General features: G+C 39.6%; 24 protein-coding genes and 1 other annotated feature. Of the genes, 10 read left to right on the top strand and 14 right to left on the bottom strand.

Annotated elements, in window-relative coordinates; genetic code table 11:
* The first annotated feature begins 158 nt into the window (after positions 1-158).
* Positions 159-1,391, top strand: coding sequence for a dicarboxylate/amino acid:cation symporter (locus AC4HCY_RS00305; RefSeq protein ID WP_323433805.1), 1,233 nt, complete (start codon positions 159-161; stop codon positions 1,389-1,391).
* A gap of 70 nt (positions 1,392-1,461) precedes the next feature.
* Here AC4HCY_RS00305 and AC4HCY_RS00300 read toward each other — a convergent pair whose 3' ends face one another.
* The gene (locus AC4HCY_RS00300) at positions 1,462-2,502 is read right to left on the bottom strand and encodes a CAP domain-containing protein (protein WP_491095139.1); all 1,041 of its coding nucleotides are present in this window, start codon (positions 2,500-2,502) and stop codon (positions 1,462-1,464) included.
* Positions 2,503-2,736: 234 nt separating this feature from the next.
* Here AC4HCY_RS00300 and AC4HCY_RS00295 point away from each other — a divergent pair, with 234 nt between their 5' ends.
* The 3 genes from AC4HCY_RS00295 (at position 2,737) to AC4HCY_RS00285 (ending at position 5,597) form a co-directional block, all read left to right on the top strand.
* Positions 2,737-3,258 (top strand): DUF2179 domain-containing protein, encoded by a 522-nt coding sequence (locus AC4HCY_RS00295; protein WP_491095138.1) that lies wholly within the window; start codon positions 2,737-2,739, stop codon positions 3,256-3,258.
* A gap of 61 nt (positions 3,259-3,319) precedes the next feature.
* Positions 3,320-3,554: a binding site (T-box leader), on the top strand.
* 82 nt (positions 3,555-3,636) lie between these two features.
* Entirely contained in the window at positions 3,637-4,869 is a 1,233-nt protein-coding gene (tyrS, locus tag AC4HCY_RS00290) for a tyrosine--tRNA ligase (RefSeq protein WP_323433808.1), read from the top strand.
* 95 nt (positions 4,870-4,964) lie between these two features.
* Positions 4,965-5,597, top strand: a complete 633-nt coding sequence (locus AC4HCY_RS00285) for a DedA family protein (RefSeq protein WP_323433809.1) — start codon at positions 4,965-4,967, stop codon at positions 5,595-5,597.
* Positions 5,598-5,656: 59 nt separating this feature from the next.
* Here the strand turns inward: AC4HCY_RS00285 and AC4HCY_RS00280 are convergent, their stop codons facing one another.
* A complete protein-coding gene (locus tag AC4HCY_RS00280) occupies positions 5,657-6,430 on the bottom strand; it encodes an FMN-binding protein (RefSeq protein ID WP_323433810.1) in 774 nt (257 codons plus the stop codon).
* Between the two features lie 252 nt (positions 6,431-6,682).
* On the opposite strand from AC4HCY_RS00280, the gene AC4HCY_RS00275 reads away from it, so the two are divergent.
* On the top strand, positions 6,683-7,768 hold the full coding sequence (locus tag AC4HCY_RS00275) for an alanine/ornithine racemase family PLP-dependent enzyme (protein WP_491095137.1): 1,086 nt from the start codon (positions 6,683-6,685) through the stop codon (positions 7,766-7,768).
* 227 nt (positions 7,769-7,995) lie between these two features.
* On the opposite strand, the gene AC4HCY_RS00270 is transcribed toward AC4HCY_RS00275, so the two are convergent.
* Positions 7,996-9,057: a YkvI family membrane protein gene (locus tag AC4HCY_RS00270; protein ID WP_491095136.1), complete on the bottom strand. Its 1,062-nt coding sequence runs from the start codon at positions 9,055-9,057 to the stop codon at positions 7,996-7,998.
* Positions 9,058-9,267: 210 nt separating this feature from the next.
* On the opposite strand from AC4HCY_RS00270, the gene AC4HCY_RS00265 reads away from it, so the two are divergent.
* Both AC4HCY_RS00265 and AC4HCY_RS00260 read left to right on the top strand, forming a co-directional pair.
* A complete protein-coding gene (locus tag AC4HCY_RS00265; RefSeq protein WP_323433825.1) occupies positions 9,268-9,633 on the top strand; it encodes an ArsR/SmtB family transcription factor in 366 nt (121 codons plus the stop codon).
* 128 nt (positions 9,634-9,761) lie between these two features.
* Positions 9,762-11,882: a heavy metal translocating P-type ATPase gene (locus tag AC4HCY_RS00260; RefSeq protein ID WP_491095135.1), complete on the top strand. Its 2,121-nt coding sequence runs from the start codon at positions 9,762-9,764 to the stop codon at positions 11,880-11,882.
* 174 nt (positions 11,883-12,056) lie between these two features.
* Here AC4HCY_RS00260 and AC4HCY_RS00255 read toward each other — a convergent pair whose 3' ends face one another.
* The 7 genes from AC4HCY_RS00255 to AC4HCY_RS00225 all read right to left on the bottom strand — a co-directional run bounded on the left by AC4HCY_RS00255 (position 12,057) and on the right by AC4HCY_RS00225 (position 18,281).
* On the bottom strand, positions 12,057-13,592 hold the full coding sequence (locus AC4HCY_RS00255) for a tripartite tricarboxylate transporter permease (protein WP_323433814.1): 1,536 nt from the start codon (positions 13,590-13,592) through the stop codon (positions 12,057-12,059).
* A 39-nt stretch (positions 13,593-13,631) separates the two neighbouring features.
* A complete protein-coding gene (locus tag AC4HCY_RS00250; protein WP_323433815.1) occupies positions 13,632-14,096 on the bottom strand; it encodes a tripartite tricarboxylate transporter TctB family protein in 465 nt (154 codons plus the stop codon).
* Positions 14,097-14,168: 72 nt separating this feature from the next.
* Positions 14,169-15,155 (bottom strand): Bug family tripartite tricarboxylate transporter substrate binding protein, encoded by a 987-nt coding sequence (locus AC4HCY_RS00245; RefSeq protein WP_323433816.1) that lies wholly within the window; start codon positions 15,153-15,155, stop codon positions 14,169-14,171.
* Positions 15,156-15,247: 92 nt separating this feature from the next.
* Positions 15,248-16,072, bottom strand: coding sequence for an HpcH/HpaI aldolase family protein (locus AC4HCY_RS00240; RefSeq protein WP_491095134.1), 825 nt, complete (start codon positions 16,070-16,072; stop codon positions 15,248-15,250).
* A 33-nt stretch (positions 16,073-16,105) separates the two neighbouring features.
* Entirely contained in the window at positions 16,106-16,336 is a 231-nt protein-coding gene (locus AC4HCY_RS00235; RefSeq protein ID WP_491095133.1) for a hypothetical protein, read from the bottom strand.
* Positions 16,337-16,461: 125 nt separating this feature from the next.
* Positions 16,462-17,340 (bottom strand): acetamidase/formamidase family protein, encoded by an 879-nt coding sequence (locus tag AC4HCY_RS00230; RefSeq protein WP_491095132.1) that lies wholly within the window; start codon positions 17,338-17,340, stop codon positions 16,462-16,464.
* A 164-nt stretch (positions 17,341-17,504) separates the two neighbouring features.
* Positions 17,505-18,281 (bottom strand): IclR family transcriptional regulator, encoded by a 777-nt coding sequence (locus AC4HCY_RS00225; protein ID WP_323433820.1) that lies wholly within the window; start codon positions 18,279-18,281, stop codon positions 17,505-17,507.
* 738 nt (positions 18,282-19,019) lie between these two features.
* Between AC4HCY_RS00225 and sigV the strand changes: the two genes are divergently transcribed.
* Both sigV and rsiV read left to right on the top strand, forming a co-directional pair.
* Positions 19,020-19,511, top strand: coding sequence for an RNA polymerase sigma factor SigV (gene sigV / locus AC4HCY_RS00220; protein ID WP_323433821.1), 492 nt, complete (start codon positions 19,020-19,022; stop codon positions 19,509-19,511).
* A gap of 10 nt (positions 19,512-19,521) precedes the next feature.
* The gene (gene rsiV / locus AC4HCY_RS00215) at positions 19,522-20,409 is read left to right on the top strand and encodes an anti-sigma-V factor RsiV (protein WP_323433822.1); all 888 of its coding nucleotides are present in this window, start codon (positions 19,522-19,524) and stop codon (positions 20,407-20,409) included.
* Between the two features lie 146 nt (positions 20,410-20,555).
* Here the strand turns inward: rsiV and AC4HCY_RS00210 are convergent, their stop codons facing one another.
* The 4 genes from AC4HCY_RS00210 to AC4HCY_RS00195 all read right to left on the bottom strand — a co-directional run bounded on the left by AC4HCY_RS00210 (position 20,556) and on the right by AC4HCY_RS00195 (position 23,933).
* Positions 20,556-21,197 carry an undecaprenyl diphosphate synthase family protein gene (locus AC4HCY_RS00210; protein WP_323433823.1) on the bottom strand — a complete coding sequence of 214 codons (642 nt, stop codon included), beginning with the start codon at positions 21,195-21,197 and terminating at the stop codon, positions 20,556-20,558.
* 50 nt (positions 21,198-21,247) lie between these two features.
* On the bottom strand, positions 21,248-22,630 hold the full coding sequence (locus AC4HCY_RS00205; protein WP_491095131.1) for an FtsW/RodA/SpoVE family cell cycle protein: 1,383 nt from the start codon (positions 22,628-22,630) through the stop codon (positions 21,248-21,250).
* A complete protein-coding gene (locus tag AC4HCY_RS00200) occupies positions 22,617-22,961 on the bottom strand; it encodes a PadR family transcriptional regulator (protein ID WP_323433104.1) in 345 nt (114 codons plus the stop codon). The genes AC4HCY_RS00205 and AC4HCY_RS00200 overlap by 14 nt, the downstream gene beginning before the upstream one ends.
* Before the next feature lie 84 nt (positions 22,962-23,045).
* On the bottom strand, positions 23,046-23,933 hold the full coding sequence (locus AC4HCY_RS00195) for a hypothetical protein (protein WP_491095130.1): 888 nt from the start codon (positions 23,931-23,933) through the stop codon (positions 23,046-23,048).
* A 369-nt stretch (positions 23,934-24,302) separates the two neighbouring features.
* On the opposite strand from AC4HCY_RS00195, the gene AC4HCY_RS00190 reads away from it, so the two are divergent.
* On the top strand, positions 24,303-25,184 hold the full coding sequence (locus tag AC4HCY_RS00190; protein ID WP_323433102.1) for a copper amine oxidase N-terminal domain-containing protein: 882 nt from the start codon (positions 24,303-24,305) through the stop codon (positions 25,182-25,184).
* The last annotated feature ends 91 nt before the right edge of the window (positions 25,185-25,275 follow it).

The raw sequence follows: 25,275 nt of genomic DNA, 5'->3' as shown, positions 1-25,275 counted from the left end.
ATAAATATAACAATATACATAAACAGACATATCTCGACAAAACCATAGAAAAAGCGGCATTATATAATATATGGACAAACATTTTATTATATATCATAATATAATTGACGGATATATATACTTTATATGAGAGTAAAATTATTAATGGAGGTGTCTTAATGAAAAAGCTGGGTCTTTCTACCAAGATACTGATCGCTTTGATAGTTGGTATTGTGGCGGGTATATTACTGCAAGGCTCCCCTGCCATTGCCGGCACTTATATCAAGCCTTTCGGGACATTATTTTTAAATCTTATCAAGCTCATAGTTGTGCCCTTGGTGCTGGCTTCACTGGTTGTAGGAACTACCGGTTTGGGGGACGTAAAGAAAATAGGGAGGGTAGGCGGAAAAACTCTGGCATATTATCTTTTGACCACTGCTTTTGCAGTAATCATAGGACTTATACTTGCTAATGTATTGAATGTGGGCGCGGGTTATTCAATACCCGTAGATGCTGTTGCAGAGGCTAAGGAAATGCCTAAGTTTGTGGATACCCTATTGAACATTATTCCTACAAATCCCTTGAAAGCACTTGTGGACGGAAATATGCTGCAGATAATAGTGTTTGCCTTAATGCTGGGCGGGAGCATAATGGCTATTGGGGAAAAGGGAGCATCCTTGCAGAGGGGCTTTGAATCCTTGGCCGAAGCCATGTACAAGATGACAGGCGCTATAATGAATTTCGCACCTTATGGTGTGTTCGCTCTCATAACTCCGGTGGTGGCCGTAAACGGGCCAAAGATTTTATTGCCGCTGCTTAAGGTGATTGTCGTCGTATATTTGGGATGCCTGCTTCATATGCTCATAGTATACTCAGGTACCTTGAAGATTCTCGGCAAATTCAGCCCTATCAAATTTTTCAAATCCGTAGCTCCTGCCCAAATATTTGCATTTACTACAGCAAGCAGCAGCGCCACACTTCCGATAAATATGAAATGCGCTGAATCTATGGGGGTGCCAAACTCCATAAGCAGCTTCGTGCTTCCTCTGGGAGCTACGATAAATATGGACGGAACTGCATTATATCAAGGAGTTTGCGCATTTTTCATAGCTCAGGTCTACGGAATCAACCTTACCATTGCGCAGCAATTTACAATAGTGCTTACGGCAACCTTGGCTTCCATAGGTACCGCCGGTGTTCCGGGCGCAGGGCTCATAATGCTCACCATGGTTCTCCAATCTGTAGGCCTTCCTCTTGAAGGCTTGGCTCTTATTGCAGGAATAGACAGGGTGCTGGATATGGCAAGGACAACTGTCAATATAACAGGAGATACTGCTTGCTCAGTAATAATCGCAGCATCGGAAAACGAGTTGGGCAGAGGATCTGCAGTCGATAGAAGTGCATCTATGTAAGCTACCGCAGGAGCAATCCTGCGGTTTCTTCAGCTGATGCTTTGCGTCAGCACATCGCTATCAAGCCTTTCTATTTGCCGATAAACATCTGAGTATACGTATTGCTGCCGTCCATGGAAGCAATACCTACTCCTAATTCAGTAAAGTTAGGATTCATTATATTCTTTCTGTGGCCTTCAGAGTTCATCCATGCCTGGAAGGCTCTGTCGGCTGTTGTATTTTGCGCCAGGTTTTCTCCTGCATACATATAGGATATTCCATAGTTTCTCATCATATCAAAGGGTGATCCGTAGGTCGGAGATTGATGGGCAAAATAGCCCTTGTCAACTATATCCTTTGATTTCATACGAGCCAGCTTCGTCAGATCATTATTTGCCTTCAGCGCACCTAAGCCTGATTTCGCTCTTTCAGCATTGCATAGCTCAAGGATTCTTTTCTCCTCGGCAGTCATTACACCTGTTCCGGTCGTATCCTGGCTTGGAGTGTTCGGTGCAGTCGGGGTGCCTGGCGTAGTCGGAGTGCCTGGTGTTGTAGTTCCCGGATTAACTGTTCCGGGTGTGCTCGGGTTTAACGGACCTCCCGGAGAAGTAGGAGACCAAGGTGTTGTACCGGGTGTAGTGGTTCCGGTTACTGGTGGAGGAACGCTTGGGATTTTCTTTGCACCGGTTCCGGAAGGATAAGGCTGCACATACTTGCCTTCTATACAACCTATATCATTTTTGCCCGGCATTTGAACTATATACCAATTATTGACCTTGCCAAGAACATTTATTTTATCATTGGCTGTGACAGTGCCAATGGTCCCGAAATTTGTTCCTGGTCCTGACCTTACGTTGCAGTTTGGCACAGTCACCTTCCCAAAGCTTATATCAGCTTTTTCAGAGCTTGCCGATATTCTTCCGTTTGGATTGGTGTTTCCCCATATACTGTTAGGCGTCTGACTTCGGTTTGTATTAGGAGTGTTGGTAGTATTGGGGACTTGACTCATATTCTTCTGTTGAGCATTGGGCGTGGCTATCCTCCTGGTATATTGGTTAGTACAGCCCGAAAATACTCCTGCAAGAAGCATTACACATAAGGTAAAGGCGAGTGCTTTCCTATATTTTAACATAAACAACCTCCTTAGTATTTTGTGATGAAAACTTGCAAAAAATAATGCAGCTTTCATATTTATTTTGCATATTAAAATGAAAAATATAAAAGCTGACGAGCATCAAATTAAGGCTTAGATGGATTAAAATTCTTAGGGCAATCGATGCAAATTTTATTTAATCATGAAGGAAAATCACAAATCAGATAGAAGTATATACAGTGGAACATATTTTTGCGAAAGCAGGAGGAATAAATGACCATATTAATACAAGCATTATTTATTTTTTTTGCCAGAATACTTGATGTATCGATAGGCACACTAAGAACAATACTTTTAGTAAAAGGTAACAGGCGCATAGCGGCAGTTTTAGGCTTTTTTGAAGTCATGATATACCTCATAGTTCTCGGAAAAGTGGTTGGAAACATAAACAAGCCTGTCTTAATAATCGCATATTGCTTAGGTTATGCATGCGGTAATATCATTGGAGGGAAGATAGAAGAGAAGCTGTCCTTGGGCAGAGTCTCGGCAGGAGTTATTTTGAAGGAAAACTATGAAGATGTTGTTCAGACCTTAAGGGATGAAGGTTTTGGCGTAACAATATTTGAAGGTATGGGTCTGGAAGGCAAAAGCTATATGCTCAATATAATTCTGGAAAGAAGGCATATACAAAAGCTATATAAAGCGGTCTATAAAATTGATCCTAATGCATTTATTACCGTTACTGATATACGTTCTTCCATGGGGGGGCATTTTGTACCTAAAAAGAAGTTTTAACCGCCGGGAATGCTATTAATATCTATTGACATTAGCTTTTTTCAAATATATAATTAAGTTCATAAAGGCGATGACGAGGAGAAGTAACAGAAAAGATGCCTCAAAGAGAGCCGGCGGCTGGTGCAAGCCGGAAGGCACAATCTGTGAAATACACCTTTGAGCTGCAGGCTGAAATTTTCAGTAGGCCGGGACGGAGTCTTCTACCGTTATATGGGAAGGGGATATTATTTGTATCCTGTTGAGCCGGGCATTTATTTTGCCAATTAGGGTGGTACCGCGAGCCATTCGTCCCTACATGGGATGGATGGTTTTATTGTTTTTGTCGGAGCTTCCGCAATCGTTATCAGTCCGCATAATAGAAATGAAAGGATGATTAAAATGGAAAAGAGAAATGTTTTTGATGTTTTGAAAGAAAGGGGATTTATCCAGCAGGTAACTCACGAAGAAGAGGTAAGAGAATTATTGGGCAAGGAATCCGTTACTTTTTATATAGGATTTGACGCTACTGCGGATAGCCTTCATGTAGGTCATTTTTTACAGATGATTGTCATGGCCCACATGCAAAAAGCCGGTCATAGGCCAATAGCTCTGCTGGGAGGGGGTACTACAATGGTAGGAGATCCAAGCGGCAGGACCGACATGAGAAAGATGCTGACTCAAGAGGAGATTCAGCAGAATGCTGAAAGATTTAAGGTACAGTTTGAAAAGTTTTTGGATTTCAGCGACGGCAAGGCCATAATGGAGAATAATGCAAATTGGCTGCTGAAGCTCAACTATGTAGATTTCTTGAGAGAAATAGGAGTGCACTTCTCTGTAAACAGGATGCTGACGGCCGAATGCTACAAAAACAGGCTGGAGAAAGGGCTTACCTTTATAGAGTTCAATTACATGCTGATGCAATCCTATGACTTTGTAGAGCTCAACAGAAGATATGGCTGCAAGCTGCAATTAGGAGGAGATGATCAATGGTCCAATATAATATCCGGAGCCGATTTGATCAGGAGGGTAGACAACGTGCCTGCTTTCGGGATGACATTTACGCTTTTAACCACCAGCGACGGCAAGAAGATGGGAAAAACCCAGGCAGGAGCTGTATGGCTTGACCCTGATAAAACCAGCCCCTATGATTTCTACCAGTACTGGAGAAACGTTGACGATGCAGATGTTGAAAAATGCCTGGCGTTGCTGACGTTCCTGCCTATGGATGAAGTAAGAAGATTGGGAGCACTTCCCGGAAACAAGATAAATGAAGCAAAGAAGGTTCTTGCCTTTGAAGTCACAAAGCTTGTTCACGGAGAAGAAGAGGCAAAAAAAGCCGGTGATGCGGCAGAAGCTTTGTTTGGCGGCGGCGGAAACCTTGACATGGTGCCTGCAACAGAAATAAGCAAGGAGCAGCTGGGAGCCGGCATGAACATTATCGATATGTTGGTTTTTACAGGCCTGGCACCATCAAAGGGTGAAGGCAGAAGGCTTATAAACCAAGGCGGACTTCTTCTGAATGATGAAAAAGTGGATTCTATTGAGCTTACAATCACTTTGGATGATTTTAAGGAGGCAGCCCTGATGCTGAAAAAAGGCAAAAAGACATATCATAGAGTGGTTGTTAAATAATAGATGAAGTATTATTAATATCTTTTTCGTATAAAATATAAAATGAGATTTTGTCGCATTTTTAAATAAAATTAATTGATATGGAAAGATATAATATGTATCAAGAAATTATGAGCGTTGCTTTATCAAAGATAATGGGGATCATATATCATATGCAAGGGCATAGCTATTTATATGCAGGGCTTGCAATGATTATGGAAGGCGCTTCCGTACCTTTTCCCGGCATGTATATATTGATTTTCAGCGGCTTTGCCATCAAGCAGCTTGGATTGAATTTTTGGGTGCTGGTGGGGATCTGCAGCGTCTGCTATACTGCGGCCTCCCTGATACCATATTACATTGGAGGACATATAAATAACATTGCCACTAAATTTTACAAAAAATATTACAGCAATAGAATGGATAAGATAAAAAAGGTGAGCGATATATTCAATAAATACGGGGAATGGACCGTATGCCTTTCGCGGCCTACCTTCCTGGGAAACTATTTTTCCTATATAGCGGGGATGAATAGTATGAACATAGGCAAGTTTTTGCTGTATACCTTCGCAGGCATTTTTCCCTGGACTCTGTTCATGTGCTACCTGGGCTATGGAGTGATAAGCAGTACGGATGAAATAGTGAATATAATTGCAAGCATGAAACCCCTGTTCTACATTGTCACTATAGCCGTAATAATTTATGGAGCATACCAAATATATAAGTTATTAAATAAGAAAAAATATTAAATAAAAAGCAGATGCCGATATCGGTATCTGCTTTTTATGCATTACTTTGTATTTTTATACTATTTTGCCTGGCTTAAAGCCTTTTCTGCCAAAGCTTTGAAGCTTTCGCCTGAGTGACTTGCTCCGCCTGTTGCATCAACCTTTGATATGTCCTGGGCTGCAACAAGATCTGCACCGAATTTCTCGTATGCCGCGACTAGGTCAACATTTTTAACCTGCTTGAAGGTTGCCTTGTAGCCTTCGTCCTGTGTCTTGTTCACAAATGCTTTTGATGAAACCTCATCATAAGCGGCAGCTGTTATTTTGCCTTCCGCAACCGTGATTGAAACGAAAGGTGTCCAGCCTCTTTCATCTTCTTTTCCTGCTGCTTTGAAGTTCCCGTCTTTGAGCTTGTCTCCGTCTTTTGCTTGTGCGATAGCTTCAGCAGCCAATGTTTTGAAATTAGTGAAGGAGCCTGTAGCGCCTGTGACAGCAGCAACTTTCTCTGAATCCTGAGCGGCAACAAGTCCTTCGCCCATCTGCTTATAAACTGCAACTATGTCAACATTTTTAGCATCTTTGAATGCCTTGTGATATTCTGTATCTTCTGATTTGTACATGCCTCTTACTTCATCATATTTCACTTCGGAGATTTTACCGTCTTTAACTACTACGGTAATTTCAGGTGTCCAGCCTCTTTCGTCTGTGTCACCCTTTGCCGTATAAGTACCATCTTTGTAAGCAGCCTCATTGATTGCCGGTGGAGCTGCTGCAGGTTCGGTCTTTGGTGCGCATGCTGCAGCCATAGCTACTACTAAGACTGCTATAAGGGCTAATGATAATAACTTTTTCATTTCGAATTCCCTTCCCCTTTCGAGAGTTTGTTAATAATTTTACATTTTTATTATATCATAACAATAAAAAAAATAAATAGTTTTATTACAAAATTTATAGATATTTCATAAATAATATTGGCATAGAAAATACTATGAATATAAAATCAGAAAAACTGCTTCTATTATAAGTCCACAATGATATAATAATAATATTAAGCAGTAACCACAGCTGCTCAGGGCGGCTGTATTTTAAAATTATGGGGGGTTGTTATGCATACGCCGTTATTAGAAATTGATATGACAAAAATCAAATACAATGCCCAAAAAATTAAAGATCTTTGTCAAAAATCAGGCATTGATATTTGCATTGTAACAAAAGGGTTTTGTGCTGAACTGCCTGTTGTTGAAGCCCTCGTTGAAGACGGACATAATTTTTTTGGCGATGCAAGGATACAAAATATTGCAAAGGTTAAAAGGAAGTTCCCTGATGTGAAGTATATGATGATCAGGATCCCCAAAATAAGCGAAGCGGAAGAAGTCATCAGATACGCTGATATCAGTCTTCAATCCCAGATTGAGGTCATAAAAGCTTATTCGGACAAGGCAGAGAGCATGGGGAAAGTGCATAGCATCATACTGATGATAGATGTAGGCGACCTGAGAGAAGGGGTATTGCCGGAAGATTCAGGGACGCTGGTGGGGGAGATCCTCGCGATGAATGGAGTAAAGCTCATAGGGATAGGTACGAATGTCGGCTGCTACGGAGGAATTCTGCCCACAGCAGAAAATACAACAGTTTTGGTGAACTTGAGAGATAGCCTGGAAAAGGATCATAAAGTAGAACTGCCCATAATATCCGGAGGCTCTACCTGTGCTCTAAAGCTATTGAGAGAAGGAAAGCTGCCGAAGGGAATAAACAATTTGAGGATTGGGGAGGCTGTACTCCTTGGAGAGGACAGCACCAACGGATTGTTTATTGAAAATCTCCATCAAGATGCTTTCATATTGAAAGCGGAAGTGGTGGAGCTCAGGCAAAAACCCTCTGTTCCAATAGGCCGGAGCGGCTATGATGCCTTCGGAAACCCGCCTGTGTTCCTGGACAAAGGAATAAGGAAGAGAGCTATACTGGCTGTCGGACGCCAGGATGTAAGAATAGAAGCTCTCACTCCGATTTCTGAAGGCATGGAGATATTGGGAGGAAGCAGCGATCATTTGATAGTGGATGTAACGGCCAGCAAGGAGAAGGTCGAGCCCGGAAGCCTGATCTCTTTCCGCTGCGCCTATTCCGCCGTACTGAGCCTTACCACATCCTCCTATGTGGAAAAGGTTTTTACGCCTCTGGCTTCTGGCCGCTAGCCTCTGGTATTAGGGATTCCTTATGTGATAGAACTCAGGATTCAGAGCTCAGGGTGCATGTATTTCTTACGGGCCGCAGGAGACTGAGAACACGGATTAGCATGAAGGCAAATAGGCAGATAGGCAAATGGGAGAAGGCGGAAACCACTGAAGGATCTTTCGTGTTAATTCGTGAAAAATTCCGTATATTTCAGTGGTTCCCGTCTCCTCTTTTTTGCACTTTCTTGCTATTGAGGCTTAAGCTTTGCCGCCTTCCCATAATAAATTATATAAACTATAAGAAATATGGATAAGGCTCCGAAGAGCGGGTAAAAGAAAGCCACGAGGGATTTGAAATCAAAGAGAGACAGCGGAATGGAGCACAATACTATAGCAGTGCATACAGCTTTATAGCTGTATTTTTTTTTGTTTGACAATCTGTTTGCCAGGCTGAACACATCCGAAACAGCAGTGGAATATATTTCTCCCCAGATGCATAAAGCCAATGCATATCTGAAATAAGGATGGAATCCTCTGGTTATGTATATCATAGGCAAGGACTTATCCAACACTTGAGGCATATCGGTTAAAATCAGAGCATTAAGCAAAAAAGCCAGCACCATTAAGCCGAAACCGCCCATGAAAGCCCCCATAGACAATGATTTTCTGCTTTTTATATCCTGAGGAAAAGCTGTCAAAACTCCTAAAGAAAGCATAAGGTTATAGGCGCAATAAAAAAACATAAAGAAAAAAGCCTTAAAAGCGGATGCGTTTTCAGGAATACCTATATGAGGCCACAGAACTAGCATATTTTTATCCTTAAACGATGCTATAGATGCTAATATCACAACGGCAGAAATAGCCGGCACGATGATTGAATTTACGCTCAGCAAGCCCTCTATGGATTTAAATACCGCCAGCAAGGTTAAAATGCATATGATGGCGATTCCATAGATCTTCGGTAGATGAAAATAAGCCTTAAAAATCTCGCAGCTGCCGGAAAACATGATGGAAGTGCCTAAAAATAAGAATAAGGTTATTATGGCATCATAAAAGCTTCCTATCTTACCGCCGCAAAGCTTGCAGACGAAATCCCTGTAATTGAAAGCCTTAAGCCGGTCTGAAATATTGAATACGGAAACAGCTGTAATAATAAATACAAAGCCTGAGAGCAAAAGAGTGATCATCCCGTATGCTCCGAATACGGAAAAAAACTGCATTATTTCTTGCCCTGATGCATATCCCGCCCCGATGACGGTTCCGATAAATGCGGCTCCTATTCTGAATGATAGGACTAACCTTTTTTTCAAAAAAATCCCCCCTTCAATCTATTATATTTTTACAACTGCAGTAATATGTGACTTATCACGCCGCCTGCAAATCTTCATATGAATTGAGAGCATTGTTAAATCACATAAAAACTTAAATCCTATTGACAAAGCTGATATAAAGGCATAAAATATCAGTGAACATATGAACAAGTATTCATACGTTCATATGTAAAAGGAGGTGCATAGATGATGGATGATAAGACAAAGGTTGACTGCTGTGAGAGCAATATAATACATGAGGACATAGTAAAAAAAGTGCGGGACAATATGCCTGATGAGGATTTGCTTTATGACATCTCGGATCTTTTCAGAGTATTCGGTGACAGCACAAGAGTAAAAATATTGCATGTACTTTTTGAAGCAGAGATGTGTGTTTGTGATATTGCCGCTCTTTTGAATATGAATCAATCTGCAATTTCCCATCAGCTAAGAATATTAAAGGATGCAAGGCTTGTAAAAAACAGAAGGGAAGGCAAAGTAATCTATTATTCCCTGGATGATGAACACGTAAAACATATATTTGACCAGGCAATGGCTCACATCAAGCATCGCTAGGACAAACGGGGTAGCAGGGAAGACGGGAACCACTGAAAGACACTAAAATTCCGTGTTTACCGTAATATAAGACCTAAAAGGAATGCCCTGGCTCTCGTAACTCGTAACTACATTAAGGGGGAAAAGATATGGAAGAGGTATTAAAGAGAGAATTCATAATCAAAGGGCTCCATTGCGCCAACTGCGCAGCTAAGATGGAGCGCGGCATCCAAAGCATCACGGGAGTTCACAAGGCTTCCATAGATTTTGTAGGCAGAAGATTGGTATTGGAATACAAAAATCCAAAGGATGCGGAAAGAATATTGGATGAAGCAATAAAAACTATTGATAGCATAGAGGACGGTGTTGAGATCATAGAAAAAAAATCGGCGATAAAAGAAGAGCCGGAGGAAAAAAATGAAATAAAAATGGAAATATGGAAGCTGGCTGCAGCGCTGCTTATTTACGCACTGGCTCACATATTTAAATCCTCGGAAGTTTTACGCTTGTCCTTATTCGCGGCAGCTTACGTGCTGGCCGGGGGAGAGGTAGTGTACAAGGCTTTCAGAAACCTTTTTAAGGGCAATTTATTTGATGAGAATTTCCTTATGACCATTGCCACCATAGGAGCCTTTGCTATAGGAGAATATCCTGAAGCTGCAGCGGTCATGATATTCTTTAATATAGGAGAGATATTCCAGGACATGGCGGTAGACCGGTCCAGAAGATCCATCAAAGCATTGATGAATATCAGACCTGATCATGCAAATCTGGTACTGGACAATACGGTTCAGGAGGTATCTCCCGAAGATGTGCAAAGAGGCGATATCATTTTGGTCAAGCCGGGTGAGAGGATACCCTTAGACGGTACTGTTGTAAAAGGCGAAGCTTCTGTCGATACTGCTGCTCTTACGGGAGAATCGGCGCCGAGAAGCATAAAAGAAGGAGATGCAGTTTTAAGCGGCTTCATAGTCAAGGATAAAATGATAACCTTAAAAGTGGATAAAGAATATTCTCAATCCACAGTTGCAAAAATACTTGATCTTGTAGAAAATGCTGCTCTGAAGAAAGCTCCCACAGAGAACTTCATAACCAAGTTTGCAAAGGTGTATACTCCTTTAGTGGTGTTCACCGCATTGGGGATAGCTTTGATACCATCATTTATTTATGGATTTGATACCTTCTCTCAATGGCTTTACAGAGCATTGATATTCTTGGTTGTATCCTGCCCCTGCGCTTTGGTGGTGTCCATACCCCTGAGCTTTTTCGGCGGTATCGGAGGCGCATCCAAAAAGGGCATCCTGGTGAAGGGCGGCAACTATTTAGAAGCCTTAAACAGCATCCATACAGTAGTGTTTGACAAAACCGGCACGCTGACCGAAGGTGTCTTTAAAGTCAACGAAATAGTCAATGAAAAGGATTATCCTATAGAAGGAGTTCTGGAATATGCTGCAGCTGCAGAAAGCTTTTCTGATCATCCAATAGCTCTTTCAATAAAGGAAGCCTATGGGAAAAGTGTGGACCTGTCAAAAGTTCTTCACCATGAGGATGTAACGGGCAAGGGTATAAAAGCCAAAACAGAGTGGGGAGAAATACTGGTAGGAAATGAAAAGCTTATGGAAAGCGAAGGCATCTCATATAAAGAGATTGACGCGCCGGGGACTATAGTTCATGTAGCTATAGAAGGAAATTATGCAGGATATATATTGATATCCGATAAGCCTAAGTCAGACGCCAAAGAAACCGTGAAGGCATTAAAAGAAGCAGGAGTTAAAAAGGTTGTAATGCTTACGGGAGACAACAAGGCAGCGGCTATGAATGTAAAGCAGGCTTTGGGCCTCGATGAAGCTTATTATGAGCTTCTGCCTCAGGAAAAGGTAGCCATTCTGGAAAAAATAAAGGGCGAGAAATCAGAAAAAGGGAATATAGTATTTGTAGGAGACGGCATAAATGATGCTCCTGTACTGACCATGGCAGACATAGGGGTTGCTATGGGCGGCCTTGGCTCAGATGCAGCTATAGAAGCCTCGGACATAGTGCTTATGACAGATGAACCTTCCAAGCTGGTTGAGGGCATCAAAGTCGCAGCCTTTACAAGAAAGATAGTATTGCAGAACATAGTATTTGCGTTGGGAGTAAAGCTTATAGTGCTGGTGATGGGGGCATTTGGTCTTGCAACCATGTGGGAAGCAGTATTTGCAGATGTGGGCGTGGCCCTTATAGCAGTATTGAACGCCATGAGAGTTGTAAGAAGCTCAAACGATAGCTAGTATAATTAAGGTGCTGTCTCTTTCTTAATGCATGAAACATTATTTTGATACAGCACCATCTATGAATATTTGTATAAAACAGACTATATATTTATAAATATTATGTTATGCAGTAAGGTTTCGTGTTTGGATTTATATTTTTTGCTGATTTAGATAATTATCGGATTCTCTGCATTATTCCCCATTATCTATTGCTTTATTTCCTTGAGCTTTAACTTTACCATATTCAGTATATTTGCTAAACGCAATATAGCTTACAGAAATTATAGTGAATAATAGAAATACAGCTGAAATTGGTCTTGCAAAAAATATAGATATATCTCCACTGGATATAATCAATGCTTGCCTTAGAGAGCTTTCAAGTATGGGACTTAATATCATAGCGATAACAAGAGGTGCCAGCGGGAAATCATATTTACGCATGATATAGCCTAAAATGCCTCCCAAAAACATAACCCACACACTAAAAATATTATTGCCATATACATAAGATCCAATTACGCACAACACGATAACAATGGAGAAAAGCTGAGATTTTGGTACTTTTAATATTAGTGCAAAAGCACGAATTGCAATCTTTGCAAATATATATAGAAAGATCCCGGATATTAATAATCCCATAAATATGGCATACATTGTAGCAGCATGTTTTGTAAAAACTAATGGACCAGGAGTCAATCCAGCTAACACAAAAGCACCTAGAAGAACTGCTGTAGTGCCGTCTCCAGGAATACCTAAGGCTATAGTGGGAATAAGAGCTGCTCCGCATACAGCATTGTTTGCAGTTTCGGGGGCTAAAACTCCTTCAACAACTCCGGTGCCGAATTTCTCCGGATGTTTAGAAGTTTTTTGCGCAATCCCATAGGCCCCAAAGGCTGCTGCGGTTCCACCAAGTCCGGGAAGGGCACCAAAAAATGCTCCTATTATTCCTGAACGAAGTACTAGCATACGCATGGACCAAAATTCCTTAAAAGTAAGTCTGTCACCTTTTTCTGAGACATTTATGTTTGCATCTGTCTTTTCATCGCCTGTTGCTGTCATGCCTTTTTCTGCCAGGGTCAGTATTTCTGATAATGCGAATAATCCCATTAATAAAGGTATATAAGGTATCCCTTCAAGTAGCGTAGTTGTACCAAAAGTAAACCGTTCAGAACCAAGTATGGGATCAAGGCCGACTAAGGATAGAACTATGCCGAAAACAGCTACAATCAATCCCTTAAGTATAGATTTGCCTGAAACCGAGGCTACAATTGTTAAAGAAAGTAAAACCAGAGAAAAATATTCTGCGGGTCCGAATTTCAAAGCAACTTTTGCCAAAGGTTCTGCACAAAGTATAAGAAGCAGTATACCAAAGATATCACCGGATAATGATCCATATAAAGCCGCATCCAATGCTTTTAGGGCCTTTCCTTGTTTTGCCATCGGATAACCATCAAGCAAAGTAGCTGAAGCGGTAGGGGTACCTGGTGTATTAATCAAAATTGCAGAGATTGAGCCTCCATATATTCCACCTCTATATATTCCAATGAGCAGCATCATTGAGAAAATCGGAGACATATAAAAGGTTAAAGGAAGAAAGATTACTATTGCCATGGTAGGGCCTAAACCTGGTATAGCTCCAAGTATAATTCCGCTTACAATACCCACTATAGCAATTGCAAAATTCTCCCAGTGGAAAAGTATAGATGCTGCCTGATAAAATATATCCAATCTAAATCACTCCTATCTAGTATTTTTATTATGACATTGCTATGGGAGAGGAATCATCATTAATCTAAAGAAAATAAAATAAACTGCGGTTGTTGTAATGACAGATAAAGCTACTATTTTTACTGGGTTCTTCACACCGAAATTCAGCATTAAGCAAATAAGAACTATAGTAGTCGATACGAAATAACCTATATATGGAATTGCCAGTATGTAAACTCCAATTATACTTATAGTAAAAAAAACTTTTAAAAAATTGGATTTTACTTTCTCCGCTGTGATTTCCGGATTATTATTTTTACTGACTGATGAAATACATAACATAAAGGACAGTAAGGCTAATATCCCGAACCAGAGTTTTGGAAAGAAATCAGCCTTTATTATACTTATCTCATTTTGATTTATGTATACTTGCTTTGGAACAAGTACAAAATAGCAAAATAATGAAAAGATTAACAAAGAGATTCCGATAGCTAAATCTGAGTTTTTACGTTTCAATTGGAACATAATAAGTCACCCCCTAATGATTCTTATTAAGTCAGCCAAGAAGATATAATTTCTTGGCTGACTAATTTTTTGCTATTGTACTAAACCTATATTTTTCAAAACCTCGCCAAATTTTTCAAATTCCTGTTTGACGTATTTCTCAGTATCATTGCTATTTAGGTAAGCGGGAGCAATGTTCATGGAATTCATAACCTTTATGAAATCAGGATCTTTTACTCCTTCCTCAAATGCTTTTTCAAGAATGCTAACTTTTGATTCAGGTATATCTTTAGGTGCTACCACTGTTAAATATGCTGGTGCAGCCACGTCATACCCTGATTGCATTAAAGTTTTAACTCCTGGGAGATTCGGGCTTTCTTCTGATGATAGAATCGCCAATACTCTCATATCGCCTGATTCTACATGCGGTACATCTTCGCCTGCTACAGCACATGCATCTACATGTCCTCCAAGAACACCTGCAACGGCTTTAGCACCAGTTCCTAATGGGACATGTTCCCATTTAATACCTAATTCATGTGCCAATTGCTCCATGGCAATCATTGGAGATGAGCCACTAGTTGATACGCCGTATTTTACCTTGCCAGGATTTTCTTTAGCATAAGTTAAAAATTCTTCAAGGTTTTGCCATGGGGCATCAGACTTAACACTTAAAGTATATGTAAATACCCCAAACCTGCATATTTGTTTAAAATCGTTTACAGGATCATAGGGTACTTCTCTCAGGTGAGGATTAATAGCTCCAGCTGAAGATATTAAAATACCGAGGCTATATCCATCAGGCTTTTCTTTGGACGTAGCTGAAAGAGCAACTGCGGTAGCTCCTCCTTCGCGATTTTCCGCCACTACAGGCTGACCGAGAACTTTTGATGCTGCATCAGCCATTGCGCGGGAAGAAAGGTCTGTAGAGCCGCCTGGGGCCAAGCCTATGAGCATTTTTACAGGCTTTGTCGGGTAGGAATCAGGTGAGTTTTGGGAAGCTTCTTGTGAACATGCAGCAAGTAAGCACAAAGAGATTAATAGAGTAAATGCAAATAGAATGCGTCTTGAAATTTTCATTGAATAATTCCCCCTTAAACTATGGATTTATATCTTAATTTTTAAAGAGATTCAATTTTATATATTTAAAGATGGTGTTTTCTCTTTTATTATTATTTCAAGTGATCTTCTCCTAGAAAATTTTCAATGCCCTTCCTCATATCATTAAGTTGATTTTTATAAGCTCTCATTAGTAAAGATGCATCAGCAGGAGAAGCAGTTATCATTCTTGCGCCCAGATCAACTAATTCTTTTGTCGAGTGATAAAATGCTGAATGATACCCAGGTATACCTATTTTCATATCAGTTTCTGATTTTCTAACAGTATCAAATATTGATTCGATTGTTTTTACAACTTTAGGATTGTTTTGTTCTCCTAAGGCATTTAAAGATCTTGAGAGATCTGCCGGTCCTATAAATATGCCATCTAGACCTTGTACACTTAATATTTCCTTAAGTTCTTTTACAGCAAAATCATCTTCGATCATAACCATAAATAGGATTTCTTCATTTGATTCTTTCATATGACGCTTAAAGTCAACTGCAGAATATTGTGCTGCTCTAGACCCGGAGAATATTCCACGATCGCCATATGGTCTGTATTTTATTGCATTAATCGCTTTCTCTACATCTTCTCTATTTCTAGTATGAGGTATTATAATTCCCTGTGCACCTGTTTCTAAAATACGAAGAATCGTTTTAGGATTGTTTTCGGGTACTCTTACTATTGTAGTTATATCAGCAGCATCCCCTGCTCTTACCATAGATTCAATAGTTTGAAGATCCAATGAGGAATGTTCCATATCTATAAGTATAAAATCAAATCCTGCATAACCAGCTATTTCTATTAAGGTAGGATCTGTAAAACCCAAACCAGCCCATGTTCCAAGTATGCACTTTCCTTCCTTAAGTAGTTTTTTAGATTTATTAATTCGCATAAAATCATCCTCCAATATTAATTAGTTATTTAATTAGATGTGTGCAGTAAAGCGGACAATATTAATAAAATTATAGATTGTTCTATAGTCCACATACTTGTTGCTCCACTTGTATTCGCTCAAGAATCTTGAACCAGTGCTTCTATTAGCGATAATCATGCCTGAGATTATATTTATGGTATGGTTGTTCAAGGCAGCAAAATATGGCAATCGTATTATATAGTTGCTGATGTTATGATTTTGTTTTATTATTATCTCAGGCATAAGTTTCAACCTCTATGGATTTGTTTATTGTTTTGGACAGCTCTAAACTACCACAAAGGGTCGACTTATGCTTTTGTATTCCCATAGTTTTGGGAATACAATTTTTTACTATTTAATGCACAACGCTAATTATTTAACTTAAGTGTGAGAGATAAAGTTTTTAAAGGGTTAACTATTTGGCATATTTTTAAGTTCCCAATAGCACTTAATAGTAAATAGGCATCTTTTTTATCAATTTTATGTATCTCTTGCAAATACTCTATTCCCTGATGAACAAGTGATGGAATAATTTCATCATAGTCTTTACCTGATAAGATAAAGCTGACTTGATCTTTAAAGTATATCCTCGGTGATGGGATAGTTTTGTTCTTTATAACTCTAATTTTGACACTGACCCTAGCATCACATTCTATACCAGTACCACAAAGCTCTCCTTCACCCATAGCTGCATGTATATCTCCCATAGAAAGAAGAGCTCCTTCACAAAAAACCGGTAACACAACCTTAGCACCCATGGTTACATTGACAGAATCGAGGTTCCCGCCGTGGTTGCCCGGATATGAAGAATGTATGCTTTTTGGTGCGGCAACACCAATACAGCCTACCATTGGGTTCAATGGGTATTCTATATTTAGGTGCTCATCAAAAGTAAAACTTTTTTTATCTTTATCAATTTTTACACCCTTCGCATAAATACTATCAAATATGCTTAATACTCCCAGCTTTGATCTGCTCCAAAGAGAACCAGTGTCCGATAGTTCTATGTCTAAAATTTCAATTTCTAATGCATCACCCGGCATACAATTTTTTATATAGACAGGGCCGGTAACCGGGACGAAGTGTTCTACAACTATGTCATCGTATTTTTTTTTAGAGCCATTAATCTGACCATAAGATGCATCGATAGTTTCAAATACTAAAACCGAATCATCCTCAACCTCAAGAATATTTTTTTGATCACACGAGAAATAGTGGTGGATATTATTTTTATTGACTAGATGCATAATTATCACCTCCTTTGTACAATTAGTATTGTATTAAATCAGCGGCCAAAGCCACTGTTCAACCCATTAAAATTCATTTTTAAAACCGGCTATTTTATGTCAATTCAATTATGTCTGCTTACTATAAGAAGATGATGAAAAATAGCAACGGTAGAATGACCTATTTAATTTTTCTTCAAGTATCCCATCTTATAGCCAATTTTATCTGCTGTTTCTTTTACAAGATTGCCCAAATATTTTATCTTTTCCTCTGTAAATGTTATTGAAAGATCTGCGAAAGCAATTCCTCCAACTGGATTTCCGGTATAATCCATTATAGCTGCACCTACAGCAGAAACCCCAATATCGACTTCCTGATCGCTAAAGGAATAACCTAGATCCCTTGTCATACTTATATCTTTTAGAAGTTGATCTTTATTAATGATTGATTTATTTGTTAACGGTTTAAGCTCTGTTTCATTTAAGTAGTTTTGGATATTATCATCTGAGAAACAGGCAAAAATGGCTTTAGGAATAGCCCCGCAGTAATAGGGTAAAGTTTTACCAATATCACAATATAGTTTTACATTTTGTGAAGGATTCTCAAATCTATCAATAAATACTGCATATTTCTCCTTAGGTACAGCTAAAGTAATTGTTTCAGTAATTTGTTTCGAAACTGAGCTTAAAATAGGCTCTGCAACATGTCTTAAATCTATCTGCCGTAAATAAGTGCTGCCTAGTTCCAAAGACTTAGTATCTAGACTGTAGTCTTTGGTTTTTTCATTTTGTTTTAGGAAGCCACAGTAAGTTAATGTTTGCAACATCCTGTATGCAGTGCTTTTACTAATTGAAAAGTTTTGTGATATTTCTTCCAATGATAACTCTCTTTTTCCCTTGGTAAAGTGATAAAGAATGTCTAAAGAGTTTCTAACAGCCTGAATTATAATATCTTCTTTCATAAACCCTCCTATTTCACCTATCGAAATGACATTTCAATACATAGAATATTCTATATCAGCTGTAAATAATCCTTCTTTTTTTATAAAAAATCTTAAAAATTATTATCTATATATTTCTTTTAAATATTAAAATACAAATTTGGGAGATGAAGAAAGAATATTATATAATACAATGCGAAAAATTGACAACACAGAAAGTGCTGCAGAGATAGTAGAAAAAAAGTCATCAGTAAAAAAAGAAAGGGACAATAGCCCTTTCAATAAAGGAGACTTATGAGAAAAGCATAGACCTGTCTAAGATTCTTAACCATGAGGATATAACAGGTAAAGGTATAGAGGTGAAAACTGATACGGTGGAAATATTATTGGTAGGGAATGAAAAGCTTATAGAAATAGTTTCGAAATAGGCTTATATAAGGCAGCACCTGCAATAACGGCCAATATATTTCTCATAAAGCTTTTACCTTTAGCACCGCCGGAGTGAGCAATGCTGCCGACGATAAAGCCTGCCAAGCCTTTTATGAAGAAAGACCATAGGGTATAACATGTTCATAAATTTCCCTCTTCAACTTTATTTTAAGGTACACCATAATTATAATGAAGATGAAAAAACAGCAAAAATGAGAATTATATAAATATCTTATAAGACGTATCGATACACAAAACTTTTTCACGGCATGGGGAGTCAATAAGATGTAGACAATAAGATGCGCATCTTAGAAAGGAGACCTTCATTTTATGGGACATAAGTTGCTGGATAAACTCCTGGAGGAGAATATCATAGACAATAAAGAAAAATACTACAGGCTGGCCTTTAGTTATGTTAAAAATGCCGATGATGCCTTGGATGTTTTACAGGAGTCCATATACAAGGCTTTCACCGGTATTGGCAAAATACAAAATCCTGAGTACATCAGGACCTGGTTTTATAGGATCGTAGTCAATACCTCTATAGATTTTTTGCGTAAAAACAAGAAAGCTGTTGCAGTAGATTCAGACATTTTAGAAAACCATATAAAGGCTGAAGAGGATTTATATGAGGACATAGATTTACATAGGGCTATAGAAACACTTAAGCCGGATTATAAAAGCATAATAATCCTTAGATATTTTGAGGATTTAAAGATTGAAGAAGTAGCAGAAATATTAGGTGAAAATGTAAATACAATAAAAACTCGATTATACAGGGCTCTCAAGCTTTTAAGAGTTCAAATGGAAGAAAACATTTAGGAGGGATTATATGTCTAAATCTGATATGGAAAGGCTGAAAGAAGAATATATGAATATTGAAATACCAAAGGAATTGGATTTTATGGTCAGAAAAGCCATAAAGGGTGGATTAAGAAAGAATTACAAAAAAAATAGATATAAATGGATGGCTGGCGCTGCAGCTTCAGCGGTTATATTTACTGCAAGCCTGAATGCAAGCCCTGCCTTTGCCAATGCATTATCAGGAGTCCCTGTTGTCGGCAATATAGTTAAGGTTCTCACCTTCAGAGAATACAAGCTTCAGGAGGATACCTACAATGCGGATATAAAAGTTCCCTCTATAGAAGGCCTGGAGGATGAGAAGCTGCAGAGCAGCCTTAATGAGAAATATCTGAAAGAGAATAAGGAACTATATGAGCAATTCATAGCTGAGGTAGAGGAATTAAAGAAAGACGGAGGAGGTCATATGGGAGTAGACTCCGGTTATGTAGTAAAGACTGATAGCGAAAGGATTCTTGCCATAGGAAGATATGTGGTAAATACGGTAGGGTCTTCATCCACCGTCTTCAAATATGACACCATAGATAAGAAAAATCAGATACTTATCACATTGCCGTCCCTGTTTAAAGATGAAAGCTATGTAGATATCATCAGTGAAAACATTAAGGCCCAGATGAGGGAGCAGATGAAAGAGGATGAAGGAAAGATATACTGGGTTTCCGGCGCCGGTATAGAAGAGCCTGTTGAATTGTTTGAAAGGATTTCTAAGGAGCAAAGCTTCTATATAAATGATGACAGCAAGCTGGTCATTTCCTTTGACAAGTATGAGGTGGCTCCGGGATACATGGGTGTCATAGAATTTGTGATACCAACCGAAACGATAAAGGACATATTGGCTGGAGATGAATATATAAAATAAAAGTGGCTTTGCCACTTTTATTTTAGCCACTAGCTTCTGGCTTCTAGCATAGGGTATTCCTTAAGGGTTATGGAGGACGTGGAAGATTCCGTGCTAATCCGTGTTCTTAGCTCCTGAGCTCTGAGTTCTGAATTCTGAGTTCTATACTAACCTCCAAGGGTTATATCCTGATGATCGTACCACTCTAATGCGTTCCAGAAATGCTCGGGCTTAAAATCCGGCCAATAATCATCGATGACATAAAAATCCGAGTAAATGGACTGGACAGGCAAGAATCCGCTGAGCCTACGCCTTCCTCCCCAGCGTATGATCAAATCTACCCTTGATATATCCTTGGATTTTATATAATCATTTATATTTTTTTTAGTGTTCCTGGCCATCTTCAGGTAGTTCAAATCCCATTCCCAGCCGTAATTAACCAGGAAATTGACTTTCATTCCGCCGCTGCCGAAGGTTTTCCTTATAGTATAGGGAAGCAATTCTTCGGGAAACATGGGGGAGTCGCTGTTGCCGATGACCAGCAAATCCGCATCCTCTTTTGAGAGCATCTCTACAGCGTGTATGCATGCATCGCTAAAGGCTTTCCGCTGCTCTGCCGGCCTTTTGGTATTATCCACAGTAAAGCCGTAATAGGTCAATTCCTTTACGCCTGACTGCTGACACAGCTTAAAAAGCTCCAGTCCCGGACCGGTTCCTATCATATATCCCTTTTCCTTGGACATTCCCTTTGATTCCGCCCATCTTCTGTTTCCATCGGGTATTATGCCTATATGCTCAGGTATTCTCAAATCAAATCACCTCAAGCATATTATTTGCCCGAAATCAATAACTAATCCTTTTATTTTTGCTTCTTGATCCCTAGATCGATTATAAGCTTTCCGTCTGCCAAGGTGAATATTTGGCTGATGCATGCACCGCTTTTTAACACATCCTTGACCAGGTTCGTTCTCCTATATGCGGACAGCAATAGCCCCGTGAGCATCATATTTACTGCAAAACCTATGCCCCCATAGGAAACGAAAGGAAGAATGCCATCCATGACTATGACACCGGTATTAGAGAGCATATAAAAGACAATTTGTCCTGTAATAGCTACATAACAGGAAAGGGAAAGCAAAAATCCAAATGCATTTTTCTGCTTGGCTGCTACACCAAGCATGCGTATGATCAGGAGGAGCATCACTGAAATTATAGCTAATCCTGCTATATAGCCTAAGCTTGAGAAAACATAAGTAAGAGTGAAATCTGTTTGCCAGCCCGGCAGCAGCCTATGGATATCCATTCCGGCCATATCTCCATCCAGCACAGCCTTGCCTAAAGGCCGGGAAGAAGAGATCAACCTTTTTATCATAAGGTGCTGATAACCGCAGCCAAGGGGATCAGCCTCCGGATGCATTATAAAGCCGAATCTTCTTGCAAGGGGGCCATATAGTACTGATATACATGCAGCAGTGGCCACTAAGGTTGGAATATACACAATAGCAAGGCCCGCTCTTTTGCTGCCGCCAAAATAACCCCTGTTTATTGCCGAAGTTAAGATGACCAGGCAGCCGATAGTGAGAAATAAAAGACCGGAAAAGGTCGGAGCCAGAAGGCACGTGATTGCACCTCCTGTATAAAAAATGCCTGAAATGATAATTCCGAAATATCCTTTATTTCTGAGGCCATATATCACTCCCGAAAAAGCAGGCATAAAAAGCAGGGCATAGTAGTAAATATGCCTGTATGCTCCATGAATCCTGCCAAGAATGAAGAAGCCAAGAATTGCAGCAGCCATAAGAGAAAAATATACAAGCTTTGAATAGCGTCCGAGAAGCATGTAATCAAAAAAGTATGTAAAGGCAAAAGCGGCTATGCCCAAGGGTGCGTATATAAGAAAATTTGTAAATGCCCGGGCATTATCCGGGGAAACTCCTGATAAGAAGAACTGTACAAATCCTCCGATTCCGGTCAGCACCAGTGCCAATGCGAGTATTGACCATTCGATTTTCGGGCTATGCGCCTGATTAAGCTGCCGGCCTATCAATACCGGATCTCCCATTTGCTGCAACGCTTTTAGCGCAGCATTTTCATCATCCATACCTTCGGAAATATACTCATCCTTTAAGCAGGCTATATGATCTGAAAGCTCATTTTTTATGCTGCTGTGTACGCTTTTGAAGCGGATTTGACCGCAAACAGCATCTAAAAAATCTTCCATGCTTCTGTCATATGTTTGCATAGTTCAGCCCTCCTAAAACCTTATTCACTGCCGAAGCATAAGCTTCCCATTCAGCTTTTTTCTCTTGAAGCAACTTATGTCCTGACACCGTAAGCCGGTAGTATTTTCTGGGCCTTGTAGTATCTGTCTCAGTATCATAGGATTCTATAATACTCTGCTGCTCTAAAGCATGGAGTATGGGATACAAGGTGCCTGCTTTCAGTGCAAAGATATTCTGGGAGCGCTTATCCAATTCTTCAATCATTTGATATCCGTACATATCCTCGTTCTGGAGCAAACCCAGTATCAACATGGTTGTATTGCCTGATACAAGGCTTTTGGAAGCTTTCATAAAAATCACATCCTAAAAAATATTATATCGATGATCTATATATATAATATATAGATCATCGATATATGTCAATAGTTTCTAAGGCTAATATATTTCTACTTTCCCATATTCAAAATTATCCGGAGCACGGCCTATGCGTCCGCCTTCCTCTACAGTCCATCCATCCATGTGGCACTTGTAATTGAAGCCCCTGTCATCTTTGGCTGTGGCATAGATGACTATGCTGTCGCCAACCTTGCATGGAATCTTGTAATTTGAAAACATTATATGATACCTGCCATACTCAGGACTATCCTTCCACTCCATTGGTATTGTGTCAATAAGATTGCTGTTCAACTCTATGTTGAGAACTGCTTCTTTTAACGCAGGTGCGTTGCCTTCGCTCCTGAAGTGTTGGACCAATTCGAAGCCATGGCTCATTACAATCCCTTCACTGCCAAATCTCATAGATCCTCCCAGAGGACGAGCTTCTATCTGAGCGGCAAACTTCTCAGCAATCGGATAGATGCTTTCCAGCTTTTCTGTTTTTTTGCTCTTGCCATCATCGATCACCAAGTCAAGATCTGCCGTATCAAATATTGACAAATTCACCTTTGCAGTAAAAGTTACACCGTCCGCTGTTTCCGCAGGGATGAGCTGAGGGCTGTCTTTACCGGCCTTTAAAAGGAAGAAAAGCTTTTCATCTTGATTATAAACTTTGGGCTTTATACTGAGCAGATAATCAACCCTTTTATCCTTATGTTCCATATATTCATATTCAAATTCATTTACCAGGCTGGCCTCTTTTTTCAGCATCTCGTCTATTCTATATATGCTGCTGGATACGGTGTTTTGTACGGAATGACTGATAGAGTTTACGTTATTTTGCAAGCTTTGGATTTGATTTTTCATTGCCATTAAATCCAAAGTCGTCTTAGCATTCAGCAGCAATGATGCTATGAGCACTGCTGCTGCCCATTTTGGCAGTTTCACAATGTTGACCTCCTTTATCAAGCGATTTATTCGATTTTCAAGAACAGTGCGCATACAGGGCAGTTCGCATCAGCAGGAGATACGCTTGTGTATATTTAGACGTTAATAAAGGCATATTTTCCTCTCGCTTACATTATAACATCAAATTAAAAAAAGTTTCTTTATGAAAAAGCTATATAAGTTGCAATAAATAAGTTGCAAAACTGTCATTCTGAGCGTATGCCTTTTTAAAACTACAAATGCATTTAATGCGGTATATCTATAAACATTAATGCGGATAAAAAGGGCATATTATTTTTGCATGGAACTTTTAAAATAGGGAGGCGTCTAATTTAATGCAATTATAGATTAGCATTGGGAGGTGTTTATGTGAAAAATAGAAAAATTATCATGATTATAGCAACAGCAGCCGTAGTAAGCCTTGCCAGCCTGACTTTTGCAGACCCGGTCATAAAATTGGTCTTAAACGGACAGGAATTGAAAACCGATGTTGCACCAATGCCTGCCGATAACAGGGTAATGGTGCCTATGAGAGTGATATCCGAAGCCCTTGGAGCAAAGATAGATTGGGATGCCAAGACCAATTCCGTCATCATAGATTCAAGCGCATTGGAAGCACAGAAAATGCGCATAAATCTTTTGGAGCAGGCTCTGGAACCTAAAACCCAGCTTGATGCCATCAATTCATATGCAGAGGCTGTAAAGATGAGAAACGGGGCATGGCAGTACGCCATTATGTCACCGGCGCTTAAGAAAGAGAATTATGAAGGTTTTGTATCATTCAACTGGGTAACAGGAACATCAAGTCCCTGGATTGAAAGCTGCGAAATAAAAGAGCAGTATAAATCCAATGGAACATTCAGATATGAAGTGGATTTCACCTATACAGATTCGACAAACTCAAAATTTGCACAAAAAGTATATGTTACTGTGAAGGAGTTTGATGGGACCTGGCTGATTTCTGCTATTGAAGGTGTCGACGTAAAGGGCAAAATCACAAAGTTGACCTATGAAGGCAAAAAGCTCAAGAGCATATTTGTAGAAGACGATAAACCTCAAGTTGGCACCTACGATAAAGCTACTGTGCTGATAGGGGAGAACACTAAAATATATAAGGGCTATTCAGACGTAGAACTTAAGCCTACTGACCTGAAAGAGGGAATGCAGGTTGAAGTGGACTTTGTTGACGGTCCTATGATAATGATTTATCCGCCCCAGGCTGAGGCAAAGACAATAAGGGTAATCGAATAAGAAGAAGAAATCAAAGCCGGTCATGATGAACCTTGATCATCGTTACCGGCTTTTTAAATATATGTATGTACATTTTCCCTTTAGTGGTAAT

The sequence above is a fragment of the Lutispora sp. QWL-02 genome (assembly GCF_058315355.1).
The sequence above is the reverse complement of the archived record's forward strand: the minus strand, read 5'-3'. Positions and strand labels throughout refer to the sequence as shown.